Origin of the sequence: Nocardia cyriacigeorgica (assembly GCF_029868385.1) — a bacterium.
Classification (GTDB): domain Bacteria; phylum Actinomycetota; class Actinomycetes; order Mycobacteriales; family Mycobacteriaceae; genus Nocardia; species Nocardia cyriacigeorgica_F.
The window spans coordinates 1-25439 of sequence record NZ_JARWNX010000037.1 but is presented as its reverse complement, the minus strand read 5'-3'; the positions used below and the strand labels follow the sequence as shown (position 1 = coordinate 25439).

22 protein-coding genes are annotated in these 25439 nt (G+C 67.8%); 10 read left to right on the top strand and 12 right to left on the bottom strand.

What is annotated here, in order from left to right; translation table 11 throughout:
• Positions 1–182: 182 nt before the first annotated feature.
• The 3 genes from QH168_RS07695 to QH168_RS07685 all read right to left on the bottom strand — a co-directional run bounded on the left by QH168_RS07695 (position 183) and on the right by QH168_RS07685 (position 3732).
• A complete protein-coding gene (locus tag QH168_RS07695; protein WP_280233814.1) occupies positions 183–1739 on the bottom strand; it encodes a hypothetical protein in 1557 nt (518 codons plus the stop codon).
• Positions 1726–2835, bottom strand: coding sequence for a hypothetical protein (locus QH168_RS07690; RefSeq protein WP_280233813.1), 1110 nt, complete (start codon positions 2833–2835; stop codon positions 1726–1728). The genes QH168_RS07695 and QH168_RS07690 overlap by 14 nt, the downstream gene beginning before the upstream one ends.
• A 114-nt stretch (positions 2836–2949) precedes the next feature.
• A complete protein-coding gene (locus QH168_RS07685; protein ID WP_280233812.1) occupies positions 2950–3732 on the bottom strand; it encodes an SDR family oxidoreductase in 783 nt (260 codons plus the stop codon).
• Between the two features lie 232 nt (positions 3733–3964).
• On the opposite strand from QH168_RS07685, the gene QH168_RS07680 reads away from it, so the two are divergent.
• The 4 genes from QH168_RS07680 to QH168_RS07665 all read left to right on the top strand — a co-directional run bounded on the left by QH168_RS07680 (position 3965) and on the right by QH168_RS07665 (position 10110).
• Positions 3965–5341, top strand: coding sequence for a lipase family protein (locus tag QH168_RS07680; protein ID WP_280233811.1), 1377 nt, complete (start codon positions 3965–3967; stop codon positions 5339–5341).
• A 70-nt stretch (positions 5342–5411) separates the two neighbouring features.
• Complete coding sequence (trmB, locus tag QH168_RS07675) at positions 5412–6230, top strand: tRNA (guanosine(46)-N7)-methyltransferase TrmB (RefSeq protein ID WP_280233810.1); 819 nt, start codon at positions 5412–5414, stop codon at positions 6228–6230.
• A complete protein-coding gene (locus QH168_RS07670) occupies positions 6230–6937 on the top strand; it encodes an NYN domain-containing protein (RefSeq protein ID WP_432421057.1) in 708 nt (235 codons plus the stop codon). Before trmB ends, QH168_RS07670 begins: the two co-directional genes overlap by 1 nt.
• On the top strand, positions 6937–10110 hold the full coding sequence (locus QH168_RS07665; RefSeq protein WP_280233809.1) for an MMPL family transporter: 3174 nt from the start codon (positions 6937–6939) through the stop codon (positions 10108–10110). Before QH168_RS07670 ends, QH168_RS07665 begins: the two co-directional genes overlap by 1 nt.
• 8 nt (positions 10111–10118) lie before the next feature.
• Here the strand turns inward: QH168_RS07665 and QH168_RS07660 are convergent, their stop codons facing one another.
• The 5 genes from QH168_RS07660 to QH168_RS07640 form a co-directional block, all read right to left on the bottom strand.
• Positions 10119–11912, bottom strand: a complete 1794-nt coding sequence (locus tag QH168_RS07660; RefSeq protein WP_280233808.1) for a DUF2339 domain-containing protein — start codon at positions 11910–11912, stop codon at positions 10119–10121.
• 769 nt (positions 11913–12681) lie between these two features.
• On the bottom strand, positions 12682–13332 hold the full coding sequence (locus QH168_RS07655; RefSeq protein ID WP_280233948.1) for a DUF1707 SHOCT-like domain-containing protein: 651 nt from the start codon (positions 13330–13332) through the stop codon (positions 12682–12684).
• Between the two features lie 263 nt (positions 13333–13595).
• Positions 13596–14252 (bottom strand): response regulator transcription factor, encoded by a 657-nt coding sequence (locus tag QH168_RS07650; protein ID WP_280233807.1) that lies wholly within the window; start codon positions 14250–14252, stop codon positions 13596–13598.
• Positions 14253–14276: 24 nt separating this feature from the next.
• Positions 14277–15455, bottom strand: a complete 1179-nt coding sequence (gene macS, locus QH168_RS07645; protein WP_432421056.1) for a MacS family sensor histidine kinase — start codon at positions 15453–15455, stop codon at positions 14277–14279.
• The gene (locus QH168_RS07640; protein ID WP_280233946.1) at positions 15433–16689 is read right to left on the bottom strand and encodes an AI-2E family transporter; all 1257 of its coding nucleotides are present in this window, start codon (positions 16687–16689) and stop codon (positions 15433–15435) included. The genes macS and QH168_RS07640 overlap by 23 nt, the downstream gene beginning before the upstream one ends.
• Positions 16690–16877: 188 nt before the next feature.
• Here QH168_RS07640 and QH168_RS07635 point away from each other — a divergent pair, with 188 nt between their 5' ends.
• The 3 genes from QH168_RS07635 to QH168_RS07625 are packed head-to-tail and all read left to right on the top strand — an operon-like array spanning position 16878 to position 19917.
• Positions 16878–18398, top strand: coding sequence for an adenylate/guanylate cyclase domain-containing protein (locus QH168_RS07635; RefSeq protein WP_280233945.1), 1521 nt, complete (start codon positions 16878–16880; stop codon positions 18396–18398).
• Between the two features lie 4 nt (positions 18399–18402).
• On the top strand, positions 18403–19497 hold the full coding sequence (locus QH168_RS07630; RefSeq protein WP_280233806.1) for a lysylphosphatidylglycerol synthase transmembrane domain-containing protein: 1095 nt from the start codon (positions 18403–18405) through the stop codon (positions 19495–19497).
• A gap of 48 nt (positions 19498–19545) precedes the next feature.
• Entirely contained in the window at positions 19546–19917 is a 372-nt protein-coding gene (locus QH168_RS07625; RefSeq protein WP_280233805.1) for a DUF3054 domain-containing protein, read from the top strand.
• A 20-nt stretch (positions 19918–19937) separates the two neighbouring features.
• On the opposite strand, the gene QH168_RS07620 is transcribed toward QH168_RS07625, so the two are convergent.
• Positions 19938–21494 (bottom strand): NTF2-like N-terminal transpeptidase domain-containing protein, encoded by a 1557-nt coding sequence (locus QH168_RS07620; protein WP_280233803.1) that lies wholly within the window; start codon positions 21492–21494, stop codon positions 19938–19940.
• A 433-nt stretch (positions 21495–21927) separates the two neighbouring features.
• On the opposite strand from QH168_RS07620, the gene aroQ reads away from it, so the two are divergent.
• Positions 21928–22377 (top strand): type II 3-dehydroquinate dehydratase, encoded by a 450-nt coding sequence (aroQ, locus tag QH168_RS07615; RefSeq protein WP_280233802.1) that lies wholly within the window; start codon positions 21928–21930, stop codon positions 22375–22377.
• Here the strand turns inward: aroQ and QH168_RS07610 are convergent, their stop codons facing one another.
• Positions 22378–22830, bottom strand: a complete 453-nt coding sequence (locus tag QH168_RS07610; RefSeq protein ID WP_280233801.1) for a nitroreductase family deazaflavin-dependent oxidoreductase — start codon at positions 22828–22830, stop codon at positions 22378–22380. It lies immediately after the preceding gene.
• 228 nt (positions 22831–23058) lie between these two features.
• Between QH168_RS07610 and QH168_RS27685 the strand changes: the two genes are divergently transcribed.
• Both QH168_RS27685 and QH168_RS07605 read left to right on the top strand, forming a co-directional pair.
• Positions 23059–23715, top strand: coding sequence for a DUF3558 domain-containing protein (locus QH168_RS27685; protein WP_432421059.1), 657 nt, complete (start codon positions 23059–23061; stop codon positions 23713–23715).
• A gap of 10 nt (positions 23716–23725) precedes the next feature.
• Positions 23726–24133: a hypothetical protein gene (locus QH168_RS07605; RefSeq protein ID WP_280233800.1), complete on the top strand. Its 408-nt coding sequence runs from the start codon at positions 23726–23728 to the stop codon at positions 24131–24133.
• A 175-nt stretch (positions 24134–24308) separates the two neighbouring features.
• Here QH168_RS07605 and QH168_RS07600 read toward each other — a convergent pair whose 3' ends face one another.
• Positions 24309–24512, bottom strand: coding sequence for a DUF397 domain-containing protein (locus tag QH168_RS07600; RefSeq protein WP_280233799.1), 204 nt, complete (start codon positions 24510–24512; stop codon positions 24309–24311).
• Entirely contained in the window at positions 24509–25387 is an 879-nt protein-coding gene (locus QH168_RS07595) for a helix-turn-helix domain-containing protein (RefSeq protein ID WP_280233798.1), read from the bottom strand. Before QH168_RS07595 ends, QH168_RS07600 begins: the two co-directional genes overlap by 4 nt.
• Positions 25388–25439: the final 52 nt, after the last annotated feature.

The following is a 25439-nucleotide window of genomic DNA, read 5'->3' as shown; positions in this document are numbered from 1 at the left end:
GGCGCATGACCAGCCCCGAACCACCGAGCGCCACCATTGGCTGGATGGCACCCGCTGCGGCCCGTCGAAAGCGCCGACCGGCTGGACGACGCACAGGGCGAAGCGGACGCCCAGGTTCCTGTCTAGAGGTTAACGCGATATGACGAACCGTACGGAATCGGGTTCCTCATATGTACCCCTCGTCACCGCTGATCATTCTTCCCAGGTCCGGCCGGTCCCACCCAGCGATCGATGCTGTCGATGTCGCGTTCACAGGCCGCGAGCTGACCCGGCTGTTCGGCGATATAGCGCCGCAGCCGCGCCTCGAGTTCGGCGGCGCGACGATCGACCTCGACCATCCGTTCGGTGCTCGACCGCGCCACCCGCTCCGACAACTGCGCTTCCGCCTCCACCATCGCCGTGCCGACCCGCTGCTCTAGCTGGGCTTTCACATTCACCAGGACGTCGGCGACCCATTGCCGCAGATGGTTGCGATCGGCGAGCTGGCCGCGAGCCCGCACCACCCAGGCGGCCACACCGGCGCCGAGCAGCAGTGTCACCGGCACGCTCGCCACGTCCAGCGCGGGCACCAGACTGAACGGCGAAACCACCAGCCGACCGAGGCCGACACCGGCCGACGCGCCGAGCGCGATCATGAGGTGATCTTCGACACCCCGCTGCCGCGGTTCAGGGTCCGCGCCCACCCGCGGCGGCGGATCGCGGCGGACCCCGCCCGGATCCGGGCCGCCGACGCGCGAGGCCAGTTCGGCCAGCCGATGCTCGATATCGGCGTCGACGGCGGCGGCCAGTTCGGTCACCGCCTGCTGGAGCCGGTCCGGGTAGTCGCCGATATCGGAGCGGCCGAGCCGGTCGAGTTCGGCGCGCGCGGCGGTGTGCAGGGCCCGCACCCGCGCCCCGACCTCGGTCATCAGATCCAGTCGCGCCAGATGCAGCTGGCTGCGCAGGGTGGACATGGCAGCGCCCCGACCGCCGTCGCGTCCGGCCAGCACGGTGGCGCGTTCCTCGCGCAGCCGGACCGCGGCGGTACCGGCACGCAACGCGCCGACCTGTTCGACGATGCGGGCCCTGGTGTCGGTCAGCACCCTGGTTCGTACGGCGGCGAGCCGGTCGTCACCGTCGTCGGCGGCGCCGAGGGTGGCGGCGACGAGCGCCGCGTGCAGAACGGCGAGACCGGAACGATCCAGCAGGGCGGTATCGCCGGAGGATCGTGCCGCCACCGCGAGACGCGCGGAGACCGGCACGATATCGATATCGGTGATACCGGCGCCGGTGAGCAACGCCAGATCGCGATCGAGCACCGCGCGCCAGTCCTGATGGGCGTGGATGCCGTTCATGGCGAGCAGCACCCTGGTGCCACCGGCGCGTAGCCCGCGCACCATATCTAGGACACCGGCGCCGAGGGTGGTGCCCGCATCGAGCAGGATCAGCGCCACCGCGGCGGGCGCATCACCCGAGGGTGAGGTGGTTTCGACAGCCGTGCGCGCGTCGGCGACGGGGTCGGTGAGATCGACATGCGGTTCGAACCGGGCAAGTTCGGTCCTGAGCAGTGTGGTTCCGGCGTCATCCGGGCCGATCAGCACCACACCGGAGGCGCTGCCGACACCCGCGACGGCTCGCAACAGCGCCATCCCCTGCGGATTCCATCGCTGCACCACTGCCTCCAGCTCCGCGGGCAGCGCGGAGACGGATGCGGCGGAATCGGTGCGCGACGGGTGTTCCGGGGGATCAGAGACCTGCACTGCTCATTCGCTCCCATAGCCGGACGTAGCCGTTGTGCACCCGCAGTGCGGCGCGGCGGGCGGCGGGCGGCATATCGCTGGACACCAGCGAGCGCCAGCGGGCGGCCCGGTTGAGGGCGTCGTCGGCATCGGCGGGCGCGGGTGAGGGGTAACCGGCGGCCAGATGCGCGACCGACGGATGGGCGAGACCGGCGCACAGACCGGTCCACAGGGCGTCGTCGCCGTAGAGATAGTCCTCGAGCACGTCGCGGGCCTGCCCACCGTCGCCGGGGACCGCACGCGCGGCCAACCTGGTGAGTTCGTCGAGCAGTTCACCGCCGCGCTGGGCCGAGACCTGCTCGTAGCGGCGGTGCAGCAGTTTGTGCAGCGGGTCGACAGCGCTGACGGCATGCAGGATCTGCAACAGCGCCTGCCCGCTGATCTCGGGCTGGTTGCGCACCGCGCTCAGCGCACAGCTCACCCCGTACAGATCCCAGCGCTGCAACAGCTGGGCCCGTTCGGCGACATCGGGCCCAACGTTCGGCGCGGTGAACAGATCGGGTGAGAGGGTGAACGCCGGATCGGTATTGCCCGCATGCCTGCGCAGCGTGTCCATATCACTGTCGGTGACCGCGCCCGCCCTGGTCCGCACCGCGAGCGAGGCGACGACGGGCAGCACGAGCCTGCCGAGTTGGCGGCTGTACTGTTCGGCGGCGAGCACGGCGTCGGCCCAGCGGGCGCCCACCGCATCGGCCTTGTTGAGCACCACGATGGTGCGGTCGGGCGGCAGCGCACCGAGGATGCGCAGATCGGCGGGGCCGGGGGCGGCGGCGAGCACATAGACGACGATGTCGCCGTCGAGCACCGGATCGGGCAGACCGGGTTCGTCGATCGGGCCGGTCTCCACCGCCGACATCAGCGCCAGCGCGTGCAGCACGGTGGTGCGCCCCGTATGCGCGCGACCGGTGACCTGGATGCGCGGCGGCATGCGCCAGCGGTCCACCGCGAGCCCGGCGTGGTAACCGATCTGCGGATCGTTGCCCGGCCCCTGACGCAGCACGTCGAGCAGTTCGTCGAGTTGATCGTGCTCACGGGTCGGTTCGGGTCGGTCGAGCATGGTTGTATCCGGTCCGGCGGCGTTCGGCATCGGTACTTACCCCCCTGTCGAGTTCTGCGGGCATTCTCTCAGAAGTCGGGGCGGTGGCCAGTGCTGGCCGCCGCACCGCGGGGCTCATGAGCCGCTGACGTATTTGTTCACCGTGCGCACCGCCCAGTTCGGCGCATATTTCGCCGCGGTGGCCAGCAGTTTCGCCTGCGTGCCGATCTCGTAGTGCACGCGGGGCAGCCTGCCGTGCTTCGTGGTGGCCGACCAGATTCCGTCGGCGACGTCCTCGGCGGTCAGCCGCACACCGAGCGAGCGAGTGGATTTCGTGTTCACGCCCTCGACCATCGCGGTGGCGACGAACAGCGGCCACACCGCGATGACCCGGATGTCGTGATGCGCCCATTCCAGGTCGAGCGCCTCGGTGAGCCCTTTGACCGCCGATTTGGTGGCGCCGTAGCTGGCGAGTTCGGGCTGGCCGTAGATGGCCGAGGCCGAGCACAGGTTCACCACCTGGGCGCCGGGGGTGTCACGCAGATAGCGGAAGGCGAGGTGCGTTCCGTTGACGACGCCGCCGATGTTCACGTCGATGATGGCGTGATGCTGGGCGAGGTCGATCGATTCGAAGGGGCCCGCGCGCAGGACGCCCGCGTTGTTGATCAGGATGTCGAGGCGGCCGGAGTCCGCCCATAGTTCGGCGAGCCGCTCCGCCCACGCTGTGGTGTCGGTCACATCGAGCAGCCCGGTGCGGACGCTGCCGCCCGCACCGCCGATATCGGCGGCGAGCCTGGTGAGTCCGACCTCGTCGATGTCGTAGGCGCCGACGTGGTAGCCATTAGCAGCGAAAAGCAGCGCTGTGGCACGGCCGATACCGGCTGCCGCCCCCGTGATGAAAACCGTCGGACCACCCATATCAGGCAGCGTAATGGCGATTGTTGCGCCGTGCCGTACTATCCGCCTTGGGCTGGCCCGACGAATGCCGGGTAACTTACCCTGACCTGATGGTCGGCACCACAGTCGGTGCGTAGCTTGACTTTTCGATCACGACGAGCGGGCGACACAGCGCGGCGCCGAACCGCGCGGCGGCACGATGCCGCCAAATGTGCCCGAAGCCAGTGCATCGGGCCTCGACGAGGAGGTTGCGATGACTCGCGACAGGGCGGTCGATGCCGACCGGACCATCGGCGCCGAGCCGAGCGAAGTGACAGTCCTCGACACCGGCGCGGGCAGCACGCCCCTGCTGCCGAGCCGTGATCCCTTCCATCGCCCGCCGCCGGGATTCGCCGATCAGCCCGCGGGCACGGTGCTGCGCAGCCGCACGGTCGAGGTCGCGTTGTTCGGCCTCGTGCCGCAACAGGTTTCGGCCTGGCAGCTGCTCTATCGCAGCTGTGACCTGCACGGCGTCCCCGAGGTCGCGGTCACCACGGTGCTGCTGCCGCAGGGCGCCGATCCCGCGGATGCGCGCCCGCTGCTGGCCTTTCAGACGGCGATGGACGCGGTCACCGAAAGGTGTTCGCCGTCCTACGCATTGCGCCGCGGCGCGAAGGCCCTCGGTTCGGTGACCCAGCTGGAGTGGCTGCTGGTGGCCAATGCGCTGCGGCGCGGCTGGGCGGTGAGCATCGCCGATCACGAGGGCCCGAACGGGAATTTCGGCGCGCCCCGCGAACCCGGTTACCGCGCCCTCGACGGTGTGCGCGCCGCCCTCGCCTTCGGCCCGCTCGGCCTGCGCGCGGACACCCCGGTGGTCGCGTGGGGCTACTCCGGCGGCGGTATGGCCAGTTCCTGGCTGGTGGAGATGGCTCCGACCTACGCACCGGAACTCGATATCGTCGGCGCGGCGCTCGGTGCTCCGGTGGGCGATCCCGGTCAGGTGTTCGTCCGGCTCAACGGCAGCCACTACGCGGGTCTGCCGACCATCGTCATCGCGGCGCTGTCACGGCTGTACCCGGCGCTCGGCGCGCTGGTGCGCGATGAACTCACCCCGGAGGGCAAGCAGCTGCTCGACCGGGCGGCGCGCTGGCCGACGGTGGCGGCGGTGCTGGGCCTCGCCGGTAAGCGGCTCGACGACTATCTGGATCGTCCGTTGGCCGAGGTGCTGGCCAGGCCGGAGTTCCAAACCATGCTCGACGATCTTCGTCTCGGCAATTCGACACCGACCTGTCCGCTGCTGGTGATCCAGCCGGTGCACGATCAGATCATCCACATCGACGGCGTCGACGGCCAGGTGCAGCGGTATCGCAGCGGCGGCGCGGCGGTCAGCTATCTGCGCGATCGGCTCAGCGAGCACCTCACGCTGATGCCGCTGGCCGCCCCGATCAGCCTGAACTGGCTCGCCGACCGGGTGGCGGGCCGTCCGATCGCCGACGACGGCGACACCACCGTGTGGTCGGTGACCGCCTCGGTGGCCGGGGTGCGCGGACTGGTCGAGTTGGCCACGACCGCGGTCATGGTCGCGCTCGGCCGCCCGCTGCGCGCACCGCGGCCGACGGTGGCCGAGGTGGAGCAGGTCAGGGCCGCCTGAGCCGGTCAAGCGCCGTTTACCGGGCGTCGGGCCGGGTAACCACGCGGTCGCCTGCGCCGTAGAACACCCGATGCTGGACAATGGACGTGTGAACGACGCCGTGAACCCTACAGACGAGTCCGTTCCGGTCCCACCGTCCACAGCTTCGGCTCCCGCTGATGCCGGTCGGCGGTCGAAGACCGGGTCCCGCCTGTACCCCCGGGTGACCAGCTTCCGGTCCCGGCGCGGCGCGCTGACCCCCAACCAGCAGAAATCCTGGGACCGCACCTGGCCGGTGATCGGCCGCGACGTGGCCGACGAAGCGCTCGACGCCGACGCCTGGTTCGGCCGCAGCGCCCCGCTGGTCATCGAGATCGGCTGTGGCACCGGTACCGCGACGGCGGCGATGGCGCAGGCCGAACCGCATCTGAACCTGATCGGCATCGAGGTCTATCAGCCGGGCCTGGCCCAGCTGGTGCAGGCGGTCGAGCGGGAGCAGATCGACAACATCCGACTGCTGCGCGGCGATGCCGTCGACGTGCTGGAGAACATGATTGCCGAACAGTCGCTGACCGGCGTGCGCGTGTTCTTCCCCGATCCGTGGCCCAAGGCCAGACATCACAAACGCAGACTGCTACAGCCCGCGACACTCGCGCTGATCGCGAACCGGCTGCGACCGGGCGGTGTGTTGCATGTCGCGACCGACCATGCGGGTTATGCCGAACACATCGCCGAGGTCGGCGCCGCCGAACCACTGCTGACCGGCCTGAACGAGACCACCGGCGGGGTCAGCGCCGAACATCGCGACAGCGCGCCGATCGGTTTCGAACGGCCGATCACCAAGTTCGAGGGCAAGGCCCATCGCGCCGGAAGCGCCATCACCGAGTTCATATGGGGGAAGATCGAATGATGAGCGTCAGTGAGATGGCACCCGCAGCGGACGAGGTTGCCGCCGGGGTGCGCGGAGCCGACAGTTCGGACGTGCGCCGGGTGCTGTTGGTATGGGACGCCCCCAACCTCGATATGGGGCTCGGCGCCATCCTCGGTGGCCGCCCGACCGCCGCCTACCGCCCCCGCTTCGACGCGCTCGGCCGCTGGTTGCTCTCGCGCACCGCCGAGCTGTCGGTCGGCGCCGGTCAGCGCGTCGAACCCGAGGCGACGGTGTTCACCAATATCGCGCCCGGCACCGCCGATGTGGTGCGGCCGTGGGTGGAGGCGCTGCGCAATGTGGGTTACGCCGTCTTCGCCAAACCCAAGATCGACGAAGATTCCGATGTCGACGCCGATATGCTCGCCCATATCGCGATGCGCCGTCGCGGCGCCGGGCTCGCGGGCATCATGGTCGCCTCGGCCGATGGACAGGCCTTCCGCGAACCGCTCGAGCAGATCGCGGCCGACGGTGTCCCCGTCTCGATCCTCGGCTTCCGTGAGCACGCGAGCTGGGCGGTCACATCCGATACCCTCGAGTTCGTCGATCTCGAGGACATTCCCGGTGTGTTCCGCGAACCGCTGCCACGGGTTAGCCTCGACTCGCTGCCCGACGAGGGTGCCTGGCTTCAGCCGTTCCGGCCGCTGTCGGCGCTGCTCACCTCTCGCCCCGCACAAGGAGTCGCTTAGTGTTCACCCGCTGGGGCGATCTGGTCTACCGACTACGTTTCGCCGTCATCGGTGTCGTCGTGGCCGCACTACTGGCGCTCGGTGGCTACGGTCTCGGACTCGGCGACCATTTGAGCAACAGCGGATGGGACGACCCCACCTCGGAATCGGCCGCGGCGGCGCGTATCTCCGACTCGGCCTACGGCCGCGATCACACCAGCGATGTGATCGTGCTGTACACCGCGCCCGAGGGCACCACCATCCAGGACCCCGCGTTCAGCAGCAAGATCATCGACAGCCTGAACCGGCTGCCGCGGGAGCATCCCGAGCAGATCGCCAAGGTCAACGGCGCCTACTGGGCCACCGAAACCGGTCCGGCACAGCCGAGTCTGTTCGGATCCAAAGACGGTAAGCACACCTTCGCCTCGATCGCCATCGTCGGCGACAACGACACCGATATGGTGCGCAATTTCCGCGCGGTGAAGGACGTCTTCTATATCGAGGGCATCGATGTGCAGGTCGCGGGCCTGCAAGCGGTCGCTGGCACGCTCAACGACACCATCGCCAGCGACTCCAAACGCATGGAGGTGCTGGCCATTCCGGCCGTCGCCGTCCTGCTGTTCTTCATCTTCGGCGGTATCGTGGCCGCCGCGCTGCCGCTGATCGTCGGCGGCCTCACCGTGATCGGCGCCAATGGCATCGTCATGGCGTTGACCAACTTCACCGACGTCAACTCCTTCGTCTCCAATGTCGTCTCGATGATCGGTCTCGGTCTGGCGATCGACTACGGCCTGTTCATAGTCAGCCGGTTCCGTGAGGAATTGGCGGAGGGCTACGACACCCCGGCGGCGGTCAGACGCTCGGTGATGACCGCGGGCCGCACCGTGGTGTTCTCCGCGACCATGATCATCGCCAGCCTCGGCGGCATGCTGCTGTTCCCGCAGGGCTTCCTGAAATCGGTGGCCTACGGCACCATCGCGACGGTCTCGCTGGCCGCGCTGACCTCGATCACCCTGCTGCCGGCCATGCTCGGCATCCTCGGACCGCGGGTCGACAAGTTCGGGCTCAAGTGGTTCCGCAAGACCAAGACCGCCGAGGAGGTCGAGAACGGTTTCTGGGGCCGCTCGACCCGCTGGGTGATGAAGCATCCGCTCAAGATCGCCATCCCGATCAGCATCCTGCTGCTGCTGTTGATCATCCCGGTCAAGAACCTGGAGTTCGGTGGGATCAACGAGCGCTATCTGCCGCCGGACAACCCGACCCGGATGGCGCAGCAGAACTTCGACGAGATCTTCCCGCTGCGCAAATCCGATCCGGTGCAGCTGATCATGATCTCCGACAACAGCAATTCCGTCGGCCAGGTCTGGAAACAGGCCAGTGAGGCGCCGGGGCTCGCGGGCAAGTTCGAGGTGCCGGCCCGGTCCACCGAGCAGACCGACGTCTACCGGACGACCGTGACGCTGACGGACTCCGAGGACTATCGGCCGACCATCGAATACCTGCGGGCGATGGAAATCCCCGACGACGTCACCCTGCTCGTCGGCGGCCAACCCGCGTTCACCATGGACAGTATCGACGCACTGGTCGATCGCATGCCGTTGATGATCGCGCTGGTGCTGTTCGTCACGACCCTGCTGATGTTCCTGACGTTCGGCTCGCTCGTGCTGCCCATCAAGGCGGCATTGATGAGCGCGCTCGGTCTCGGCTCCACCCTCGGCATCCTGACCTGGATATTCGTCGACGGCCACGGTGCCGACCTGCTGAACTTCACACCGCAACCGATCATGTCGCCGGTGCTGGTGCTGATCATCGCCGTGGTCTACGGTCTGTCCACCGACTACGAGGTCTTCCTGCTCTCACGCATGGTCGAGGCGCGCGCACAGGGCGCCTCCACCACCGAGGCGGTCCGAATAGGTACCGCGCATACCGGCCGCATCATCACCGCGGCCGCCTTGATCCTGCTGGTCGTGACGGGCGCGTTCGCGTTCTCCGATCTGGTGATGATGCAGTACATCGCCTACGGCATGATCGCGGCACTGTTCATCGACGCCACCATCCTGCGCATGCTGCTGGTGCCGGCCACCATGAAGCTGCTCGGCGACGATTGCTGGTGGGCGCCCGCCTGGATGAAGCGCATCCAGGAGAAGATCGGCCTCGGTGAGCCCATCCTCGACGATGAGCGGCCGACCGGCGGCGAGGTCGTCGACCTGGTGAAGACCACGCCGATCACCGATCCGGTGACCATGCAGATGCCCGCCATGCCGGAGAGCCAGCAGCGCAAGACGCCGCGGCGGCCGCGCACCGTGGAGGAGATCGAGGCCGAAGCGCCCACCCAGCGGCTGGATGCCCTTCCGCCGGAAATGAAACGGGCGCCGGGTGCATCGTCCACCCAGCACATTCCGATGCCCGTCCCGCCCGATCCGACCCGGCCGCGGGCGGCTCAGGCGACGCCGCCGGAATCGGAATCGGTGGGCGGCGAGACCGGCAACCCGACTCAGCCGGGCGGATCCACCTTGCGGTTCGCACCACCCGAACCTCCTGCGGGACAACAGCTCGGCTCCGCGCGTGTCGTTCCGCCGCCGAGCGCAGAGACGGGAGCCGACACCGGATCGCGCGGTCTCCCACCGCACCACGACGCGGGCACTGGGCACACTGCCGGTCCGGGTGCGCAAGCACCGTTCAGGCCCGCCGATCCGACGCGCCCGCATCCGAATCCCGCGTCGTTCGGGGCTCCTTCGGACGGACCGTCGGCGGAATCGGCTCGCCCGCACCGGGATCCGTTCGGAATCGAGTCGACGGATGCGACTTTCGATCCCTTCGGTGAGACCGAATCCCCCGCGCCGCATCCGGATTCCGCAGCCGCGGCACCCCACCACACGGCACCGCGCCCGCTGCTGCCACGCGTCTCCACTCCAGGGGCCGGGCCCGACCCGACTCCGGTGGCCGAGCCCGACCCGGCTCCGGCCGACGAGGCGCCGACCACGGAAGCACCTGCCCAGCAGCCGGATTCGACCGAGACACCGGAACCCGAGGCCGACTCCGGCGAGGACAGCCGCAGCAGCATCGAGAACTGGATGGCCGAACTCCGCTCCTCCAGGCGTCGCACACCGCCGCCGGACCAGGGGCGGCACCATTCCGGTGATGGGCGGACGGTCAGCGTGAACGAGTTGCTGCGGCGGCGCGACAGCGAGTAGGTGCGTCGCTACGACGTCGGCGGGTTCTGACTGCCCGCATCGGCGAATGCGCGCGCATAGCGGGTGCCCGCCACCAGCAGCAGAACGCCGACGATCAGGAATGCCGCCACTCGGACCAGGCCGTCGAGCGTGGCCAGATCGAACAGGAACAGCTTCGCCAGGGCCGCCGCGGTGACCAGCAGGCCGGAGCCGAGGGCCAGTTTGGCCACGGCGGGCGAGCCCGCCAGGTTGCGCAGACCGTAGAGCAGCGAGCCCGTCGCCGCGACCATCCAGGCGATGGTGGCGGCGCTGTGGCCGATGAGGAATCCGTCGCGCGCGCCGGTGGCGACACCGATCGACACCGTCGCCGCGGTCACCGCGTACAGCCCGGCGAGGCTCCCGGTGACCCACAGCACCGCGTCCGCGATATCACCGCCGATACCGGGCAGCCTGCGCACGGCCCACACCCCCGCGACCGCGACGGCGAGCGCGAGCAGTGCGGCCAGCAGTGTCGGGATGCCGAGCTGCGCTTCGGCGAACCGTTGCACGGCAAGGGTTTCCGGTGACGCACTGTCGAGGAACACCAGTGCGCCGAGCACCGCGAACATCGCGCCGATACCAGCGGCCACCGGGTTGCGCAGCTGTCCGGCGACGCCGAAGAAGCCGAGCGCGACCAGCAACAGCGCGATCGGCAACGTCTGCACCCTGGTCGCGCCGACGCACGCCTCGAGCAGGGCGAACGATCCGGCGACGGCCGCCGCGATCGCGGTATGCGGCGGAATGAACCGGCGCATCCGCTGATTCGGCAGGACCGCCGTTGCCGCGACAGCGAGCAGTACCGCAGCGAAGACCGCCGCGATGAGCACCGAGGTATGCCGTTCGAACATCACTGGCACGGCCAGCAGCGGGGTGGCAGCCATCGCCAGGGTGACGGTGGCGGTGATGTCCCCCTGGCGTTTACGCACCGCGAGCACCGCGCCGACCAACCCGACCACCGCGATGGCGACCGCCGCCGTGAGCAGCCAATAAAGCCGCGCACGCTCGGGGGATTCGAAGGTGGCTACGGCGATCGCCGCCAGCGCGGCCAGTACGGCGGGCGCGGTTCGGATGATGTGCAGGATCGGCCAGTCACGCACCAATTGCACCGGCACACAGGCAGTTTGCAATACGATCAGGAATCCGAGCAGTGCCAGTTCCACGGTCAGCACCGGCGACAGCACCGCCGCACCGGCCACCACCAGTACCGCGAGGGTCTGCGAATTCCACCGCATCGCCAGCCATACCCCACCGGCCGCGACCGCCGAAGCCGACGCGAGCCCGGCGACCGACGGCAACCATTCGTACACGGTCGTCACACCGACCACATTCAGATACCCACCCGCGATCCCGGTGGCCGCCAACGCGATCCCGCCGACCTGTCCACCGCTGCGTCCGTACACCCGCGCTCCTGCGGCGACCAGCGCAGCCGAGAACGCGATACCGGTAGCGACTCGCGGCACCGGCCCGAAGAACCCCGCCTGCGCCGCGAGCACCAGCAACATGACGACGCCGATCAACGTCACCCCGACCCCGGCCACCGCCAGAATCCGGCTGATCACCCCATCCTGCTGCCACCACGGCGTCCGCTTCGGCACCTGCGGCGGACGCCACGCGGCCCCCACCGGCACACCCCACCCCCGCCCACCCGGCGGCAGACCATAAGGCACCCCGGCGCCCCGACCCGCCCACGCACCGGGCTGAACGAACTGCCCGGCGGGCGGTGGGTACTGCGGCTGCGGACCAGCGGCGCCGACCGGCTGCGCGAACAGTCCCGGCGCGGGCATCGCACCAGCGCGGGGAGCCTGACCTGGTGCGCTGGACGAGGGAGCACGCCCAGAGTCGTCATACTGCCCACCAGTGGTTGCGTAAGCGCCGGAAGCGTTCGCCCGCGCTGCTTCGCCCGGAGCCCCGCTCGGCGGCGGGGCCGCTCCGGCAGTCGGTCCTGCACCCGCTTCGACAGTCTCACCAGCACCGCCGTGGGTGAGCCCGGATTCGGCGGGTTGCACTCCGGCGGCGGGAGCGCCTGCCCCCGCCCGACCCATATCCGCCGCCGCGACATGCACCGCCGAGGCCGCGATCCCGCCTCCATCCGCCGCCGCTCGGCCTCGGCTCGGTCCGGCATCCGTTTCCTCCGGCCCCGGCGCAGGTTCCGATACGGGTTCGGTATCTGCCCCACTCCGGGCAGCCCGGTCGCCCGAAACCCCCTCCGCCGCGACCTGAACCCGCAACAGCTCCAGGTCGCGCCCCATAGCCCACATCTGATCGCCGAGCGCCTCGAACTCCCCCGACAACCGCGAGATCAGCACTGGATCAATAGCTGTACTCATACCGTCGATGCTCGTCCGCCGAGCATCCGCGAACATGAGTAGAAACCCCCGTCCGCACCCAAATATCTACCCGAATCCGCAGGTGCGCCGCCTATCGGCCAGTGTGACGCCGACGCGGGCTCCCGTCCCGCCGATCGCGACTCAGCTCTCGGCCACAGCGTCGGGATCTGCCCGGAACAGCGCCACCGAGCAACCCCGCAGCGAGGTCGGCCATCCGATGCGCCCCTCAGAACCCCATGAGTTTGCGCCAGTTCGACATGAACGGGTGTTTGGCGGTGACGGAGCCGAAGCGGGTGCGGCCGTGGACGATGAGGTGGAGGCGGCCGATGGGTGGGCCGGTGCGGACCTTGTTGTTGGTGCTCGAGCCGACCAGTTCGATGCCGTTGAGGTCGACGGTGGCTTCGCTGGGGACGATCAGGGTGAGGGTGCTGGCGTAGTCGTCGACGTGCAGTTCCACGATCTGGGTGGACATGATGGCCTCGGTGAAATCCAGGGTCACGGTGGAGAGCACATTGTTGGCGTGCAGCACCGGAGCCACCTGCCAGGGACCGCGTCTGCTCAGCGTGGACAACCGACCACGGATGACATTGCTCGGATGCTGCGGTATCGGGACGTGGGTCGGCGCGGTGGGCTCCGAGAGTGGGCGCGGCGCGTTCACGAACGGCGTGGACGGTGCGGCGGGTTGGCCGACCAGCCGGACGCCGGGCAGGTCGATGAGCACGGAGTTCAGTTCGCCGCGGGTCTTGGCGGCCAGCGCGGTGTCCATCCGCTCGGTGAACTCCCCCAGCGAGAGCATGCCGAGCCCGACGGCGCGTTGCAGCAGCTGACCGACGTGCTCGCGTTCGGCATCGGAGACCCGCAGGTCGCGATCACCCACCGGACCGCCGGAGCCGAGAGGTGAAGAATCCGAATCGGGGCCGCCCATGCGTCCGAGATTACCGAGGAATCGCCCGACTCGGCATCGGGGCGATCCCCGATTCCGACGCCCCAGCGCATCCTCCCGAAGTCGTAGGCGCGATCTCGCGACGACCCGAATTCCGGCGTCGACGCCCGATCGGTGACCGGATGCACGCCCAGCCGCGAGCAACTCCAGCGGGAGTAGCAGCAAGAGCGGCTGGCCGAGGACGATCTCCGCCCGCTCTACTCGAGCCCCTGCTCGATCGCGTACCTGGTCAGTTCGACCCGGTTCGCCAGCTGCAACTTCCGCAGGGTCGCCTGCACATGGTTTTCCACGGTGCGATGCGACAACCCCAACCGGGAGGCGATCTGTTTGGCCGACAGCCCCTTCGCCACCATCCGCAGCACCTCCGTCTCACGTTCGGTGAGTGCGGGCCGCGGCGGCGTCGCCGGATCGGCGGGCGTGGTGGCGATGCGCCGGTATTCGCCGAGTACCAGCCCGGCCAGCCCCGGCGTGAACACCGCCTGACCGGCCGCGGTGGCACGTACGGCCTCGAGCAGTTCCGCCGATGACGCGCTCTTGACCAGGTATCCGGTGGCGCCCGCCTTGATCGCGTCGAGCACATCATCGCGTTCGGCCGAGGCCGACAGCACCAGCACCCGGCTGTCCGGTGACACCCGCAGCACCTCGGCGGTGGCCTGTGCGCCATTTCCGTCGGGCAACTGCATATCCATCAGCACCACATCGGGACGCACGGCCGTCGCGCGCCTGGTCGCGGCTCCGACACCGTCGGCGGTGGCGACGACCTGGAACCCGGCCTCGGTCAGATCACGCGAGACGCCGTCGCGCCACATCGGGTGATCGTCCACCACCATCACGGTGATCGCGTCCCCGCTCATTCGCTACCTCCCTCGTCCCGATGCTCATCCACGTGGCACCCGGATCTCCCATTCGGTGCCGAAGCCGACACCGCCGGTCTCCTCGGTCAACAGCTCGGCGGTGCCGCCGAGTGCCGCGATCCGGCCGACGATGGAGCGTGAAACCCCCATCCGCCCTTCGCGTTCGGCCTCGGCCAACCGGCCGGGCGCGATGCCGACACCGTCGTCGCGCACGCTGATGATCAGCTCGTCGCCGGTGTCTTCCAGCAGCACATAGGCTTTCGCGTCCGCGCCGGCATGCAGTCCGACATTCGACAGCGCGGTGGCGACGGCGGCCGCGATCTCGTTCGCCGCCCAGCGTCCGACCGGCACCGGATCGCCCGGTGTCGAGACGAAGACCGTCGGGGTGGCGTTCTCGGTGAGCAGCGGCCGCAGATCCACCTCCGCCCCGCCCTCGTCTGCGCGAGCGCCCTGTTCGGAGATCAACACGCGCAGCGCAACCTCCTGCTCGCCCGCGCGCCGCGCGAGTTCTTCGGTGGGTCCGCCGATCTCGGTACCGCGCCGTTTGATGTAGCTGAGCACTTGCAGCACCCCATCGTGCACCTGCCGGGCGAGCCGTTCGCGTTCCTCGGTCGCCGCCGTCAACCGCACGGCACGCTCGAGCTGCCGTTGCGCGGCGCGTGCGGTGTTGGCGGCGAGGCCGAGCGCGAGCCCCACCGACACCAGGACCGGCGCGGTGGCATCGGTCCACACGTCCTGCCCCCACTGGTCCCGCACGGTGATGCTGGTGGCGGCGATCAGCACCCCCGACAGCACGCCGAACAGCGGTCCGCGCAGGATCGCCGCCGAGATCACCGCATTGGTCGCCCACAGCGTGGTCGGCAGGGTCTGATGGCCGTGGTACCAGCCGTAATCGGCGACCAAGCGGGTCGAGGCCATCAGCGCGATCACCACCACGTGGTCGCCGAGCACCACCCAGCCGCGCAGCCGGATCGCATCGGGGAAATGCCACTGCGACAACATGATCGCCGAGACACCGGACCAGACCGCCATCACCGCGATCAACACCCAGCTCAGCCGCTGGTTCTGGTAGTAGGGCACCGAGGCGATCTGCTGACCGACCGCGTACAGCAGCGTCACCAGCCGAAACGCCTGCGCCGCCCGCCACAGCGGCGCGGTCGCGGTGTCGGCCGGGTTCAGGTCAATCGTCGGAGGTCGCATCATCGGCTGTCCCGACATCATCGACCGTCGATCCGGGCCCGGCGGACTCGCGCAGCTTGGCGTGACCGGACCTCCCCGAGCCGAGTTTGCGCTGCGCCTCCGCCAGCATGGCAGCGACGTCGAATCGGCCCGGCTCGGCCTCATCGGGTTCAGCCGAGTACAGGCGGCCGCGTTCCTCGTCGGTGTGCAGTTCCTCCAGCAGCTCCTCCGGATCGTCGGTGAGCAGCGATCTGATCGCGGTGTTCATCACCGCGACAAACGGCACGGCGAGCAGACCGCCCGCGATTCCGCCGAGCACCACGCCAGCGGTGATCGCCAGCACCACCGCCAGCGGATGGATGCTCACCGCCCGGCCGAGCAGCAGCGGCTGCAACACATGGCCTTCGAGCTGCATCACCGCGATGATGATGCCCAGCACGATCAGCGCCGTCACCAGGCCTTTGGTGACCAGCGCGATGAACACCGCGACGAACCCGGCCAGAAACGCGCCGATGATCGGGATGAACGCGCCCACGAACACCAGCGAGGCCAGCGGCAGCGCCAGCGGCACCCCGAGAATCGCCAGCCCAGCGCCGATACCGATGGCGTCGACCGCCGCCACCGCCACCGTGGCGCGCACGAACCCGACCAGCGATCCGAAGCCGAGTTCACCGGCAGTGCGCACCCGCTGCCGATGCGGCGTCGGCACGATCCGGGTGACGAAGCGCCAGATCTGATCGCCGCCGTAGAGGAAGAAGATGAGGATGAACAGGGTGAGGAAGGTGCCGGTGAGGATGTGCCCGATCACCGTCGCGGTGGTCAGCGCGCCACTGGTCAGCTCGTCCTGATTGGACTGGATGGTCTTGACCGCGGTGTCGCCCGCGCTGCGGATCTGGTCCTCGCTGAGGTGGATCGGCCCGTTGATCAGCCAGTCCTGGACCTCTTTGATGCTGTTGGTGAACTGATCGGTCAGCTGCGGTACGCCCTCGACGAACTGTTCGACGACGAAGGTGAGGATTCCGGCCACCAGCCCGAGCGATCCGGCGAGCACCACGAACACGCCGACCGAGCGCGCGATCCCCAACCGTTGCATCCAGTCCACCAGCGGCGCAAGCAGCGCGGCCGCCAGCAGTGCGATGGCCAGCGGGATCACCACCGTCGCCAGGCGTTGCACCACCATGGCGAGCACCGCGATCAGCGCGAAGATGACGAGTAACCGCCACGCCCACTCCGCGCTCACCCGAACGATCGGATGCACCGCATCGGCTGCCGCCGACGCTCTCCCCTCCCGCTGTGCCGCCGTCTCCGGCGTCGATCCCGCGGAACCTGACTTCGGCTCGGTCACCTTGCCGAGCTTATCCGCGCAACCCCACCGCGCAGAGGATAGATGTTCGAAACGCTAGATTGGTGATCGTGTCAGCGCCCTTGGAAGCGGTCAAACAGACCATGCATACGCGCTGGCCGCTGTACCTGGCCTCGATGTTGCTGGCGAATGCCTTCGGTGCGGTGCTGGTGTGGGCGTTCATCCAATACGGTCTGCCGGTGCCCGAGGGCGAACTCGGCGGCCCGCGCCGGGTCGGCCTGCTGATTCCGGCGCTGGTCTTCGCGATCGGCGGCCTGCTCAGCGTAGTCGCCTCGGCGTGGATGCTGCGACCGGTGATGCGCTGGCAGGTCCGCGGTGGTCCGCCGAGCCGGCAAGAGCAGATGGCCGCACTGCACGCCCCGCTGCGTCAGGCGATCCTGCACCTGGCGTTATGGCTGGTCGGCGGCGCGGTGCTGGCCTCGTTGATCATCGTCGACACACCCGAACTGGCCGGTGCGGTGATCGTCACCGAATGTATGGCCGCGACCATCGTGTTCGGTTTCACCTACATGCTCGGCGAGCGCATCCTGCGCCCCGTCGCCGCCGAAGCGCTCACCGCCGGGACCTTCGATCAGACCCTCACCCCCGGTGTCGGCACCAGAATGGCCATGACCTGGGGTATGGGCACCTTCGCGCCGACCATTGCGATCGTGCTGCTGTGCGTCACCCAGATCTCCTCCGATATCAAGTTCTCGGCACAGTCGCTGGCGGTGTCGATCCTGCTGCTGTGCGGTGTGGTGATCATGCAGGCGCTCGCGCTGTCCATGCTCACCGCCTCCAGCATCTCCGATCCGGTGCGCCAGCTCAGCCAGGCCATCGACCGGGTGCAGGCGGGCGCGCGTGATGTGCAGGTCGAGGTTTTCGACGGCAGTGAGATCGGGCTGCTCCAAGTGGGCTTCAACCGCATGATGGAGGAGGCTGCCAAGCGTCAGCAGCTCCAGGAGCTGTTCGGCCAGCACGTCGGCGCCGAGGTGGCCCAGCGCGCCCTCGACTACGGCACCGAACTCGGTGGTGAGACGCGTTTCGTCGCCGTGCTGTTCGTGGATATGGTCGGCTCCACCGCCACCGCCGCCGAACGCCCGCCCACCGAGGTGGTGAGCCTGCTCAACGAGTTCTTCCGGGTCGTGGTGGACGTCATCGATCGGCACCACGGATTCGTCAACAAGTTCGTCGGTGATGCCGCGCTGGCAATTTTCGGTGCGCCGCTGGACCGCCCGGACGCACCGGGCGCCGCCCTCGCCGCGGCCAGGGAATTGCGTGAAGCGCTGCGCGAGGTGAACGGCCTCGATATCGGTATCGGCGTATCGGCCGGTCTGGCCGTCGCGGGGAATATCGGTGCGGCCAACCGTTTCGAATACACGGTCATCGGAGATCCGGTCAACGAGGCGTCGCGATTGACCGAGCTGGCCAAAGACCAGCCCGGTCGGGTGCTCGCCTCGGGCTCCGCGCTGTATTTCGCCGATGAAAGTGAGCAAGAGTTTTGGGTGAGCGGCGACGAGGTACAGCTGCGCGGGCGCCGCAGGAAAACCAGATTGGCCTGGCCGAAGAACGGCGCCGAGGCGACCGACGATGCAGACGAAGAACAGGTGCGTTCGTTAGGCTGACCGCGTGACGGCCAACGGTGCTCCAGCAGGTGATCATGCATCGCCCGCGGCCGCTGTCGCGCCGAATCGGCGAAAATTCCGGTGGCTGAAATGGGTTGCCGGTGTGGCGTTGCTCGCATTGCTGATCGGCGAGGCCATCTATCTGTGGCCGCGTTTGCACGAATCGTGGCGCACCCTCACCGAAATCCATTGGGGTTGGGTGGCGCTGTGCATCGCATTCCAGGCGATGTCGATGAGCGGTTTCGGACGGGTGCAGAAACAGCTGCTCAATGCCGGTGGCGTCGAGGTCGGTCAGCGTAAATCGGTAGCCGTCGTCTATGGCGCGACCGCGATGTCGGTGACGCTGCCCGCCGGTCAGGTCTTCTCCACCGCCTTCACCTACCGGCAGACCCGCCGCTGGGGCGCAAGCCCGGTGGTCGCGTCCTGGCAGCTGGTGTTTTCCGGTGTGGTGGCGGCGGCGGGCCTTGCGCTGCTCGGGGTGGGCGGTGCGCTGCTGGTCGGTAACCGGGTGGGGCCGGTCAAGCTGATCGTCACGGTGGCCGCCATCGTCGCCCTCGTATGGGCGGGCAATTACATCTCCAGCAATCCCGGTGCACTGGAACTGGTGCTGCGCAAGGGTCTGGCGCTGGTGAACCGGGTGCGTAAACAACCGGCCGATCACGGCATGGCCGACGTCACCGACATGCTGGCCCAATTGGAGTCGGTCGACCTCGGCAAACGCGATGGCGCGTGGGTGGCCGGATGGGCGCTGGTGCACCGATTCGCCGATGTCGCCTGTCTCGGCGCCGCCTGTTATGCGGTGGGCGGCGATCCGAAATGGGCGGGTCTGCTGATCGCTTTCGCCGCCGGTAAAGCCGTCGGTTCCATTCCGTTCGCGCCCGGCGGCATCGTCTACGTCGACGCGACCCTGATCTACGGTCTCACCGCCGCCGCTGGCCTGCCCGCCGCACAGGCCGTCGCCGCCGCATTCGTCTACCGGTTGGTGAGTTTCATTCTGGTGGCGATCATCGGCTGGATCGTTTTCGCGTTCCTTTTCCGCACCAAACAGGCCGATGACGCGGAATACGAAAAGGAATTCGAGCAGCGCCGCACCGTGTAGCCGTGGTGTCGCGGGGATGTTGTTGAAACAAACACTAAGCTGACCCGCGTGAGGATTTTCGTGCCTTTGGTGGTCGATGCCCTGCTGGTGATCCTGTTCTGCGCGATCGGACGGCAAAGTCACGACGAGGCGGTGCTCGCCGGATTGTTGCGGACGGTATGGCCGTTCGCGATCGGGTTGGCGGTCGGCTGGCTGGTGGCGCTGGCCGCGGCGAGCCGGATGTACGGCGAGGGCGCCCGCTTCGACGGCACGGCCCTGTGGCCCACCGGCGTGCTGGTCTGGCTCGGCACCCTCGGCGGCGGCATGCTGCTGCGTTCGTTCAGCGGTCAGGGCACCGCGTTCAGCTTCATGCTGGTGGCGTCCGGTGTGCTCGCGTTGTTCCTGCTCGGCTGGCGCGCGGCCATCACCGCGATCAACTGATCAGGCCGACTTCCGACCGATCAGGGTTCGGGTGTGGTGAAGGACTGGAACATCCGGGCGGCCATGCGCGCCACCGCGTCACCACTGTCGACATTGTCGATGTGGACGGCGAAGGCCAGATCACCCATGGTGGCGATCAACCAGCCGTCGGCTCCCGCAGTGGCGGTGAACCCGGTGACATCGCGATAGACCCGCAGCTTGTCCAGCCGTGGATCGTTCATACCGTCGCGCATCATCGTCCGCAGCCGATCGGTGACCGGGGCGGCCAGCGGTCCGAGCTGGGCGTCGGTCTCGGCCGGGCGGCCACGCTCGATCATCGGCGGCGGCACCGAACCGCGCGCGATGGTCGCGGCCGCGATCGCCATCCCGAACGGGCTCGCCAGCACCGCATCCGCACCGCCGCCCTGCCTGACCTGCTCGGCGCTGCGACCCGAGATCGCCAGCCGTCCGGTGACCTCGTCCAGTCCAGGCACCCGGAAGTCGACGCCGACCCCGAGCATCGAGGCGGCCTCGGCCGCTTCCTGCACGGATACGTCCTGCGGCGCCTTGCCTTTGGTGATGGCCGCGACGGAGCGGAACAGCTCGATATTCCCGCCGATCGGGTACAGACCGGTGAACGCCACCGGTCCATGCGCGCTGGCGTAACCGTTCTGGGCGACCGCAACCACCGCGCCGCTCGACGGCTGTATCGCGACGAGTGTGGCCGGTGAGGCCACGCTCACCACGGCGTCCTCGGCGGCACGTTGCAACTTCTGGTCCATGGTCGAGGCGATATCCGGGCCCGCCGGACCCTGTTCACCGGCCAGCTGGGTGATGAAGCGGCCGTCCTTCTCGAACAGTTGGACGCCCCATCCGGAGTGCGCCTGCTGGCTGTCCTTCCACACCTCGTTCAGCGCGTCGAGCATCGGCGAGCGCACCCGGCGGTCGAGGGAGATGAGCCGCGGATGCTTCTCCATCACCACACCGGGGATGGGCGCCATCAACGGTTCGAGGATGTTGAAGTCGCCGTCGCGCAGGCTGACCGCGACGATCGGTTTGCCCTGCGAGGCGGCCAGGTCCTGCATCAGCGACGGGCCCGTGATCAGCGAGGCGACCGGTTCGATCGCGGCGGCAAGGGCATTGGTCGAGGCGACCGGATCGGGCATGAGGGCCGGGTCCAGTTTGATCACATTGATCGTCTGCTCGGCCATCAGCGGCTCGCCGACGATGTCCACCACGCGCGGTGGTGGATTCGGGGTGGTCCGCACCAGTTTGACGTCGCGGCTGTGGCTCAGCTGCGGCATGACGATCGCGGGGTCCCAGGAGATCCGCCAGCCGATGGCGAGCTTGCGCACCGAGCCTTCGATGCTGTAGCTCCAGTCCTTGCCCTCGCCGAAGTTCCAGTCGACGTCCATGCTGAACATGCCCGACGCGGGATCGAGCCCGATGAATTGGGTCTTCTCGTAGTCGACTTCGCCCGATTCCAGGCCCTCGAACATTTGCTTGAGGGTTGCCGAGGCCGCAGTGGGGTACGACGTCAGCTCCGCGGCGGCCGCGTAGTCATGGTCGTCGAGCAGCTCGGTAAAGCGTTCGACCACAGCCTCGGGTTCATTCGGCTGCTCACCTAAACCACACGATCCCATCGCGAATACCAGAGCCGCCACCCCCGTGAGGGCCAGTGCGCCCCGGAAGCGAAAGCGGCGGGATCCCCACACATCCATGTCGCCCACTCTTCACTCTTGTCACTCCAGTAACAAGAACACCGTACCTGAAAAATCCCTGTTTGCGGCGCCCCCCGAGCCGGGAGAGCCACCCGTACACAACGATTCCAATTGTGCCCGATCCCTCCCTTCTCCGAAGGCGTTCACCAACCTCGGCCGATGGTGCGAAGACAACCGGCGCCGCTACCGTACCGGCAGACGACACCCGGTGTGCAGATACCACCGAACTCGGCGTTTCTCCATAGATACCCGGCCGGGTCCGCGGCCAATCGCCGGGGTGCCCATCGACCCGATCGGTAAGGTTGCCCGCATGCCCGAAACCGCCGCGCCGAACCTGCCGATCCTGGTGCTGAACGGACCGAACCTGAACATGCTCGGCGTTCGCCAGCCCGAGATCTACGGCTCGGACACGCTCGACGACGTGGTGGAACTGTGCACCCGCACCGCCACCGGACTCGGCCGCGAGGTGCAGGCATACCAGTCGAACTCCGAGGGCGCCCTGATCGATCGGATCCATCAGGCGCGCGGGGCCGTATCGGGAATCGTGATCAATCCCGGCGGGCTCACCCACACCTCGGTGGCCCTGCGCGATGCGCTGGTGATTCCCGAGGTGCCGATCGTCGAGGTGCACGTGAGCAATGTGCATGCCCGCGAGGAGTTCCGGCACCACTCCTTCATCTCCCCCATCGCGACCGCGGTGATCGCGGGCATGGGCGTATTCGGTTACGCCGCCGCCATCGAATTCCTGGTGCGCCGCTGATCAGGCGATACGGAACACCGGGAAGCCCGGAGCGACCGCGGCCAGCTCCGCGTCGGTGGAGTCCTTGGTGACACCGTCGAAGAAGCGCCCGACCTCCCAGCCCCAACGCTTCAGGTACAGCCGCAGCAGCGGCACCTTGTCGGCATCGTCGACCTCGCTCACGGTGAACGCCTCCACCTTCCGCCCGAGCCGCAGTTCACCACCACCGGCCACCCGCAGATTCCGCACCCACTGGGTGTGCCCACGCGGCGCGACCAGATAACGCGCCCCCTCGGCATCCATCACATTCACCATCGTCGTGCGCCATTCACCGCTCTTGCGCCCACGCACCGCGAGCAGTCGCGAGCCCATGACGCTGATCCCCAATTTGGGCAGCAGGTTCGCGATCCGATTCATGGTCGCCTCACCCCGCCCCGGACCGATGTATCGGTTGTTCGCGTTGTTGCCGGTCATCTCCGCCTCCTTGTGAGCATCGCTCTCTGTTGAGAACAACAGTCGCATATCTTTGCCGCCAAGTCAAGAGCAGTGCTCTCTGCTATCTCGGGAGGCCTCGATATCGACACGAAACGAGAGCACGACCACGCCGCGCCGCCGAGGTTGTTGGGGGTGAGGGTGGGCGGTAGCGTGCTGAGGGATATATCGGCTCCACCGCCCGGTTCCTGGCGGGGTTCAGCGGCCGGTATGGGTTCAGAAGGGGGCTATGTGTCCGTGGACAACAGCAGGTTCCGTCGCGCTCGCCGAGGGCCGGTCGTCGCAATGCTCGCCGTGGCGGCGTTGGGGCTCGCCGGGTGCTCGGGGTCGACCGATGGGTCACCGACTCCGGTGGAGGCGGGTGCCACCGGGTCGGAGAGCAGTCAGAGCGCGGGGACCGATGGTGCGGCGGCGAGTACTACCGCAGCATCGGAAGAGGCGGAGCTGTGGGATCCGTGCGCACTGCCGGAATCGGCGATCAGCGGAACTGGGCTGGACCCGGCGTCCAAGGAGTCCGGTATCGCGGAGACCGACTTCACCGACGCCGGGTGGGAAATCTGCACGTGGCGTGCGACAGCGAATTGGTATGACGTGACAATTTTCTCGGGCACACCAACGCTGGCGGAAGTGGAGGCTCGCCCGACATTCACGGGCTACACGCCTAAAACCGTTGGTTCACATCGAGCGACACAGTACGTTCCAGTCGGAGCCACAAAGGATCTGGAATGTGCGACCGCAGTCGAGCTCCAGCAAGGTGTGGTCATGATCAAAGTGCAGGCTCGCGCATCAAAGGGCGCGCAGGAGAACCCCTGCACAGTGGTCGATCGGCACGCTGCTGACCTTGCCGACCATCTGCCCGAGAAGTAGGAGATAGACGATGGGCGTCGTCGACCTCGGTGGAGTCGACCCACAAGTGTGGCGCAACCTTCTGAGTCGAGCCGAAGCAGGCGAGCTGGCATTGGATCCTGATGTCGCCGCCAACTTGGACACGGCATGCCAGACCTATCTGGACAAGTTGGATGATGCGCTACTGAAGGCACGAAACGTCGCAAACGTAGAGGGTTTCGGCACGTTTCCGTCGGGCGAGGCGTTGCGTGACAAGTTCTCACTCAAAGGCAGCGGAACACCCCAGTCCCTCGACGCGGTGATTCTCGAACATATCGAGACAGTCAAGCTGATCAAACAGGTCGTAGCCAAGTCGATCGCGAACCTGACCGAGACCGATCAGGACACCGGGCAGCAGGTTACGAAGACCGGGCAGGACATTCCGCAGGGACCCGGCTGATCGCCGTCTTGCGAATCACATTGGCACCTACGGAGTAATCGCCTGTCGCTATGGCACGCCTGAGGTCGGAGCGACGCGCAAACGTCCTGATCCGGCAACATTCGATCGATCACTGGTCGGCCAGACCGGAGTGTCGGCCCTGGATAGATGTTGTCCAGGACCAGCACTCGGTTGATCAACGGTCGAACTTGCCGCCTGCCAATCCAGTGGTGAATGCATCCCACTCGCCTGGACCGAAAACGAGCGCACCGCTGCCCGGATTCTTGGAATCGCGAAGGCCGACCAGGCCGGAGTTCAGGAAGGCGACCTCCACGCAATCCCTTTCTGCATCGCTGTGGCGGCTCTTGAACCAGCGGGCGTCGGATAAATCGGTCGTCACGATTGAAGCTCCTTCGCTACCTGCCGAAGCAGGCTCCTGCTTGCCACCTCATCGAGCGCAGCGTTCCGAAATGCGTTGTATGCCTCATGGTACCGACGAACAGCGTGCGGTTTCTCGAGATAGAGCCCGCCGGTGAGACTCGGTACGTAAACCACTGGTGGTTCGGTGGGCTGGCCGGTGCCGTTGGTACCGAACTCCAGAATGGTGAACTGCCCGGTGCAGGCTCCGGGGATGCCCGCTGCGAGGGGCAGAATTCTGATGGTGACGTTCGGCCGCGTACTCATATCGGCCAGGTGTCGCGCCTGGACGGACATGGTCTTGCGGCTACCGACGGTGCGCCGCAGCGCGGCCTCGTACAGCACGATATCGACCTCGACCGGACGACGTTTCCGGGTGACGATCATCTGCCGGTACTGCCGCATCTGTACCCGCCGTTCCCGCTCGGCCTCCGGTTCGTCGGGGCGCGCCGCACGCATCAGCGCCCGCGTGTAGTCGGCGGTCTGCAAAATTCCGGGCACCAGTTCCGCGTGGTACGAGATGAAAGTCTGCGCAGCGGATTCCAGGCCCAGGTACACGTCGAAGTCTTCTGGAATCAGATCGCCGAACTCATGCCACCAACTCGTCACGTTCGCCTGTTGCGCCAGCCCGACGAATGCGGCCGCGTGATGTTCGGGTACCGCGTACAACTCACAGGCCGCTTCGATCTGAGCGATATTCACGCGTCCGTTCTGTCCGTGTTCGAGCCGATACAGACTGGTCGATCCCATCTCGAGTAGTACCGCCGCCTGCGTCAGGCTCAGTCCGGCGCGGGTGCGCCAGTCCATCAGGTAGCGGCCGAGTTGGCGGCGCGGCAGTGTGGATCCGGTGTCCTGCATGGGTCCTCCCCATCGAGGGCGGGCCGATCGACCCGCAAACGGGTAGAGCAAT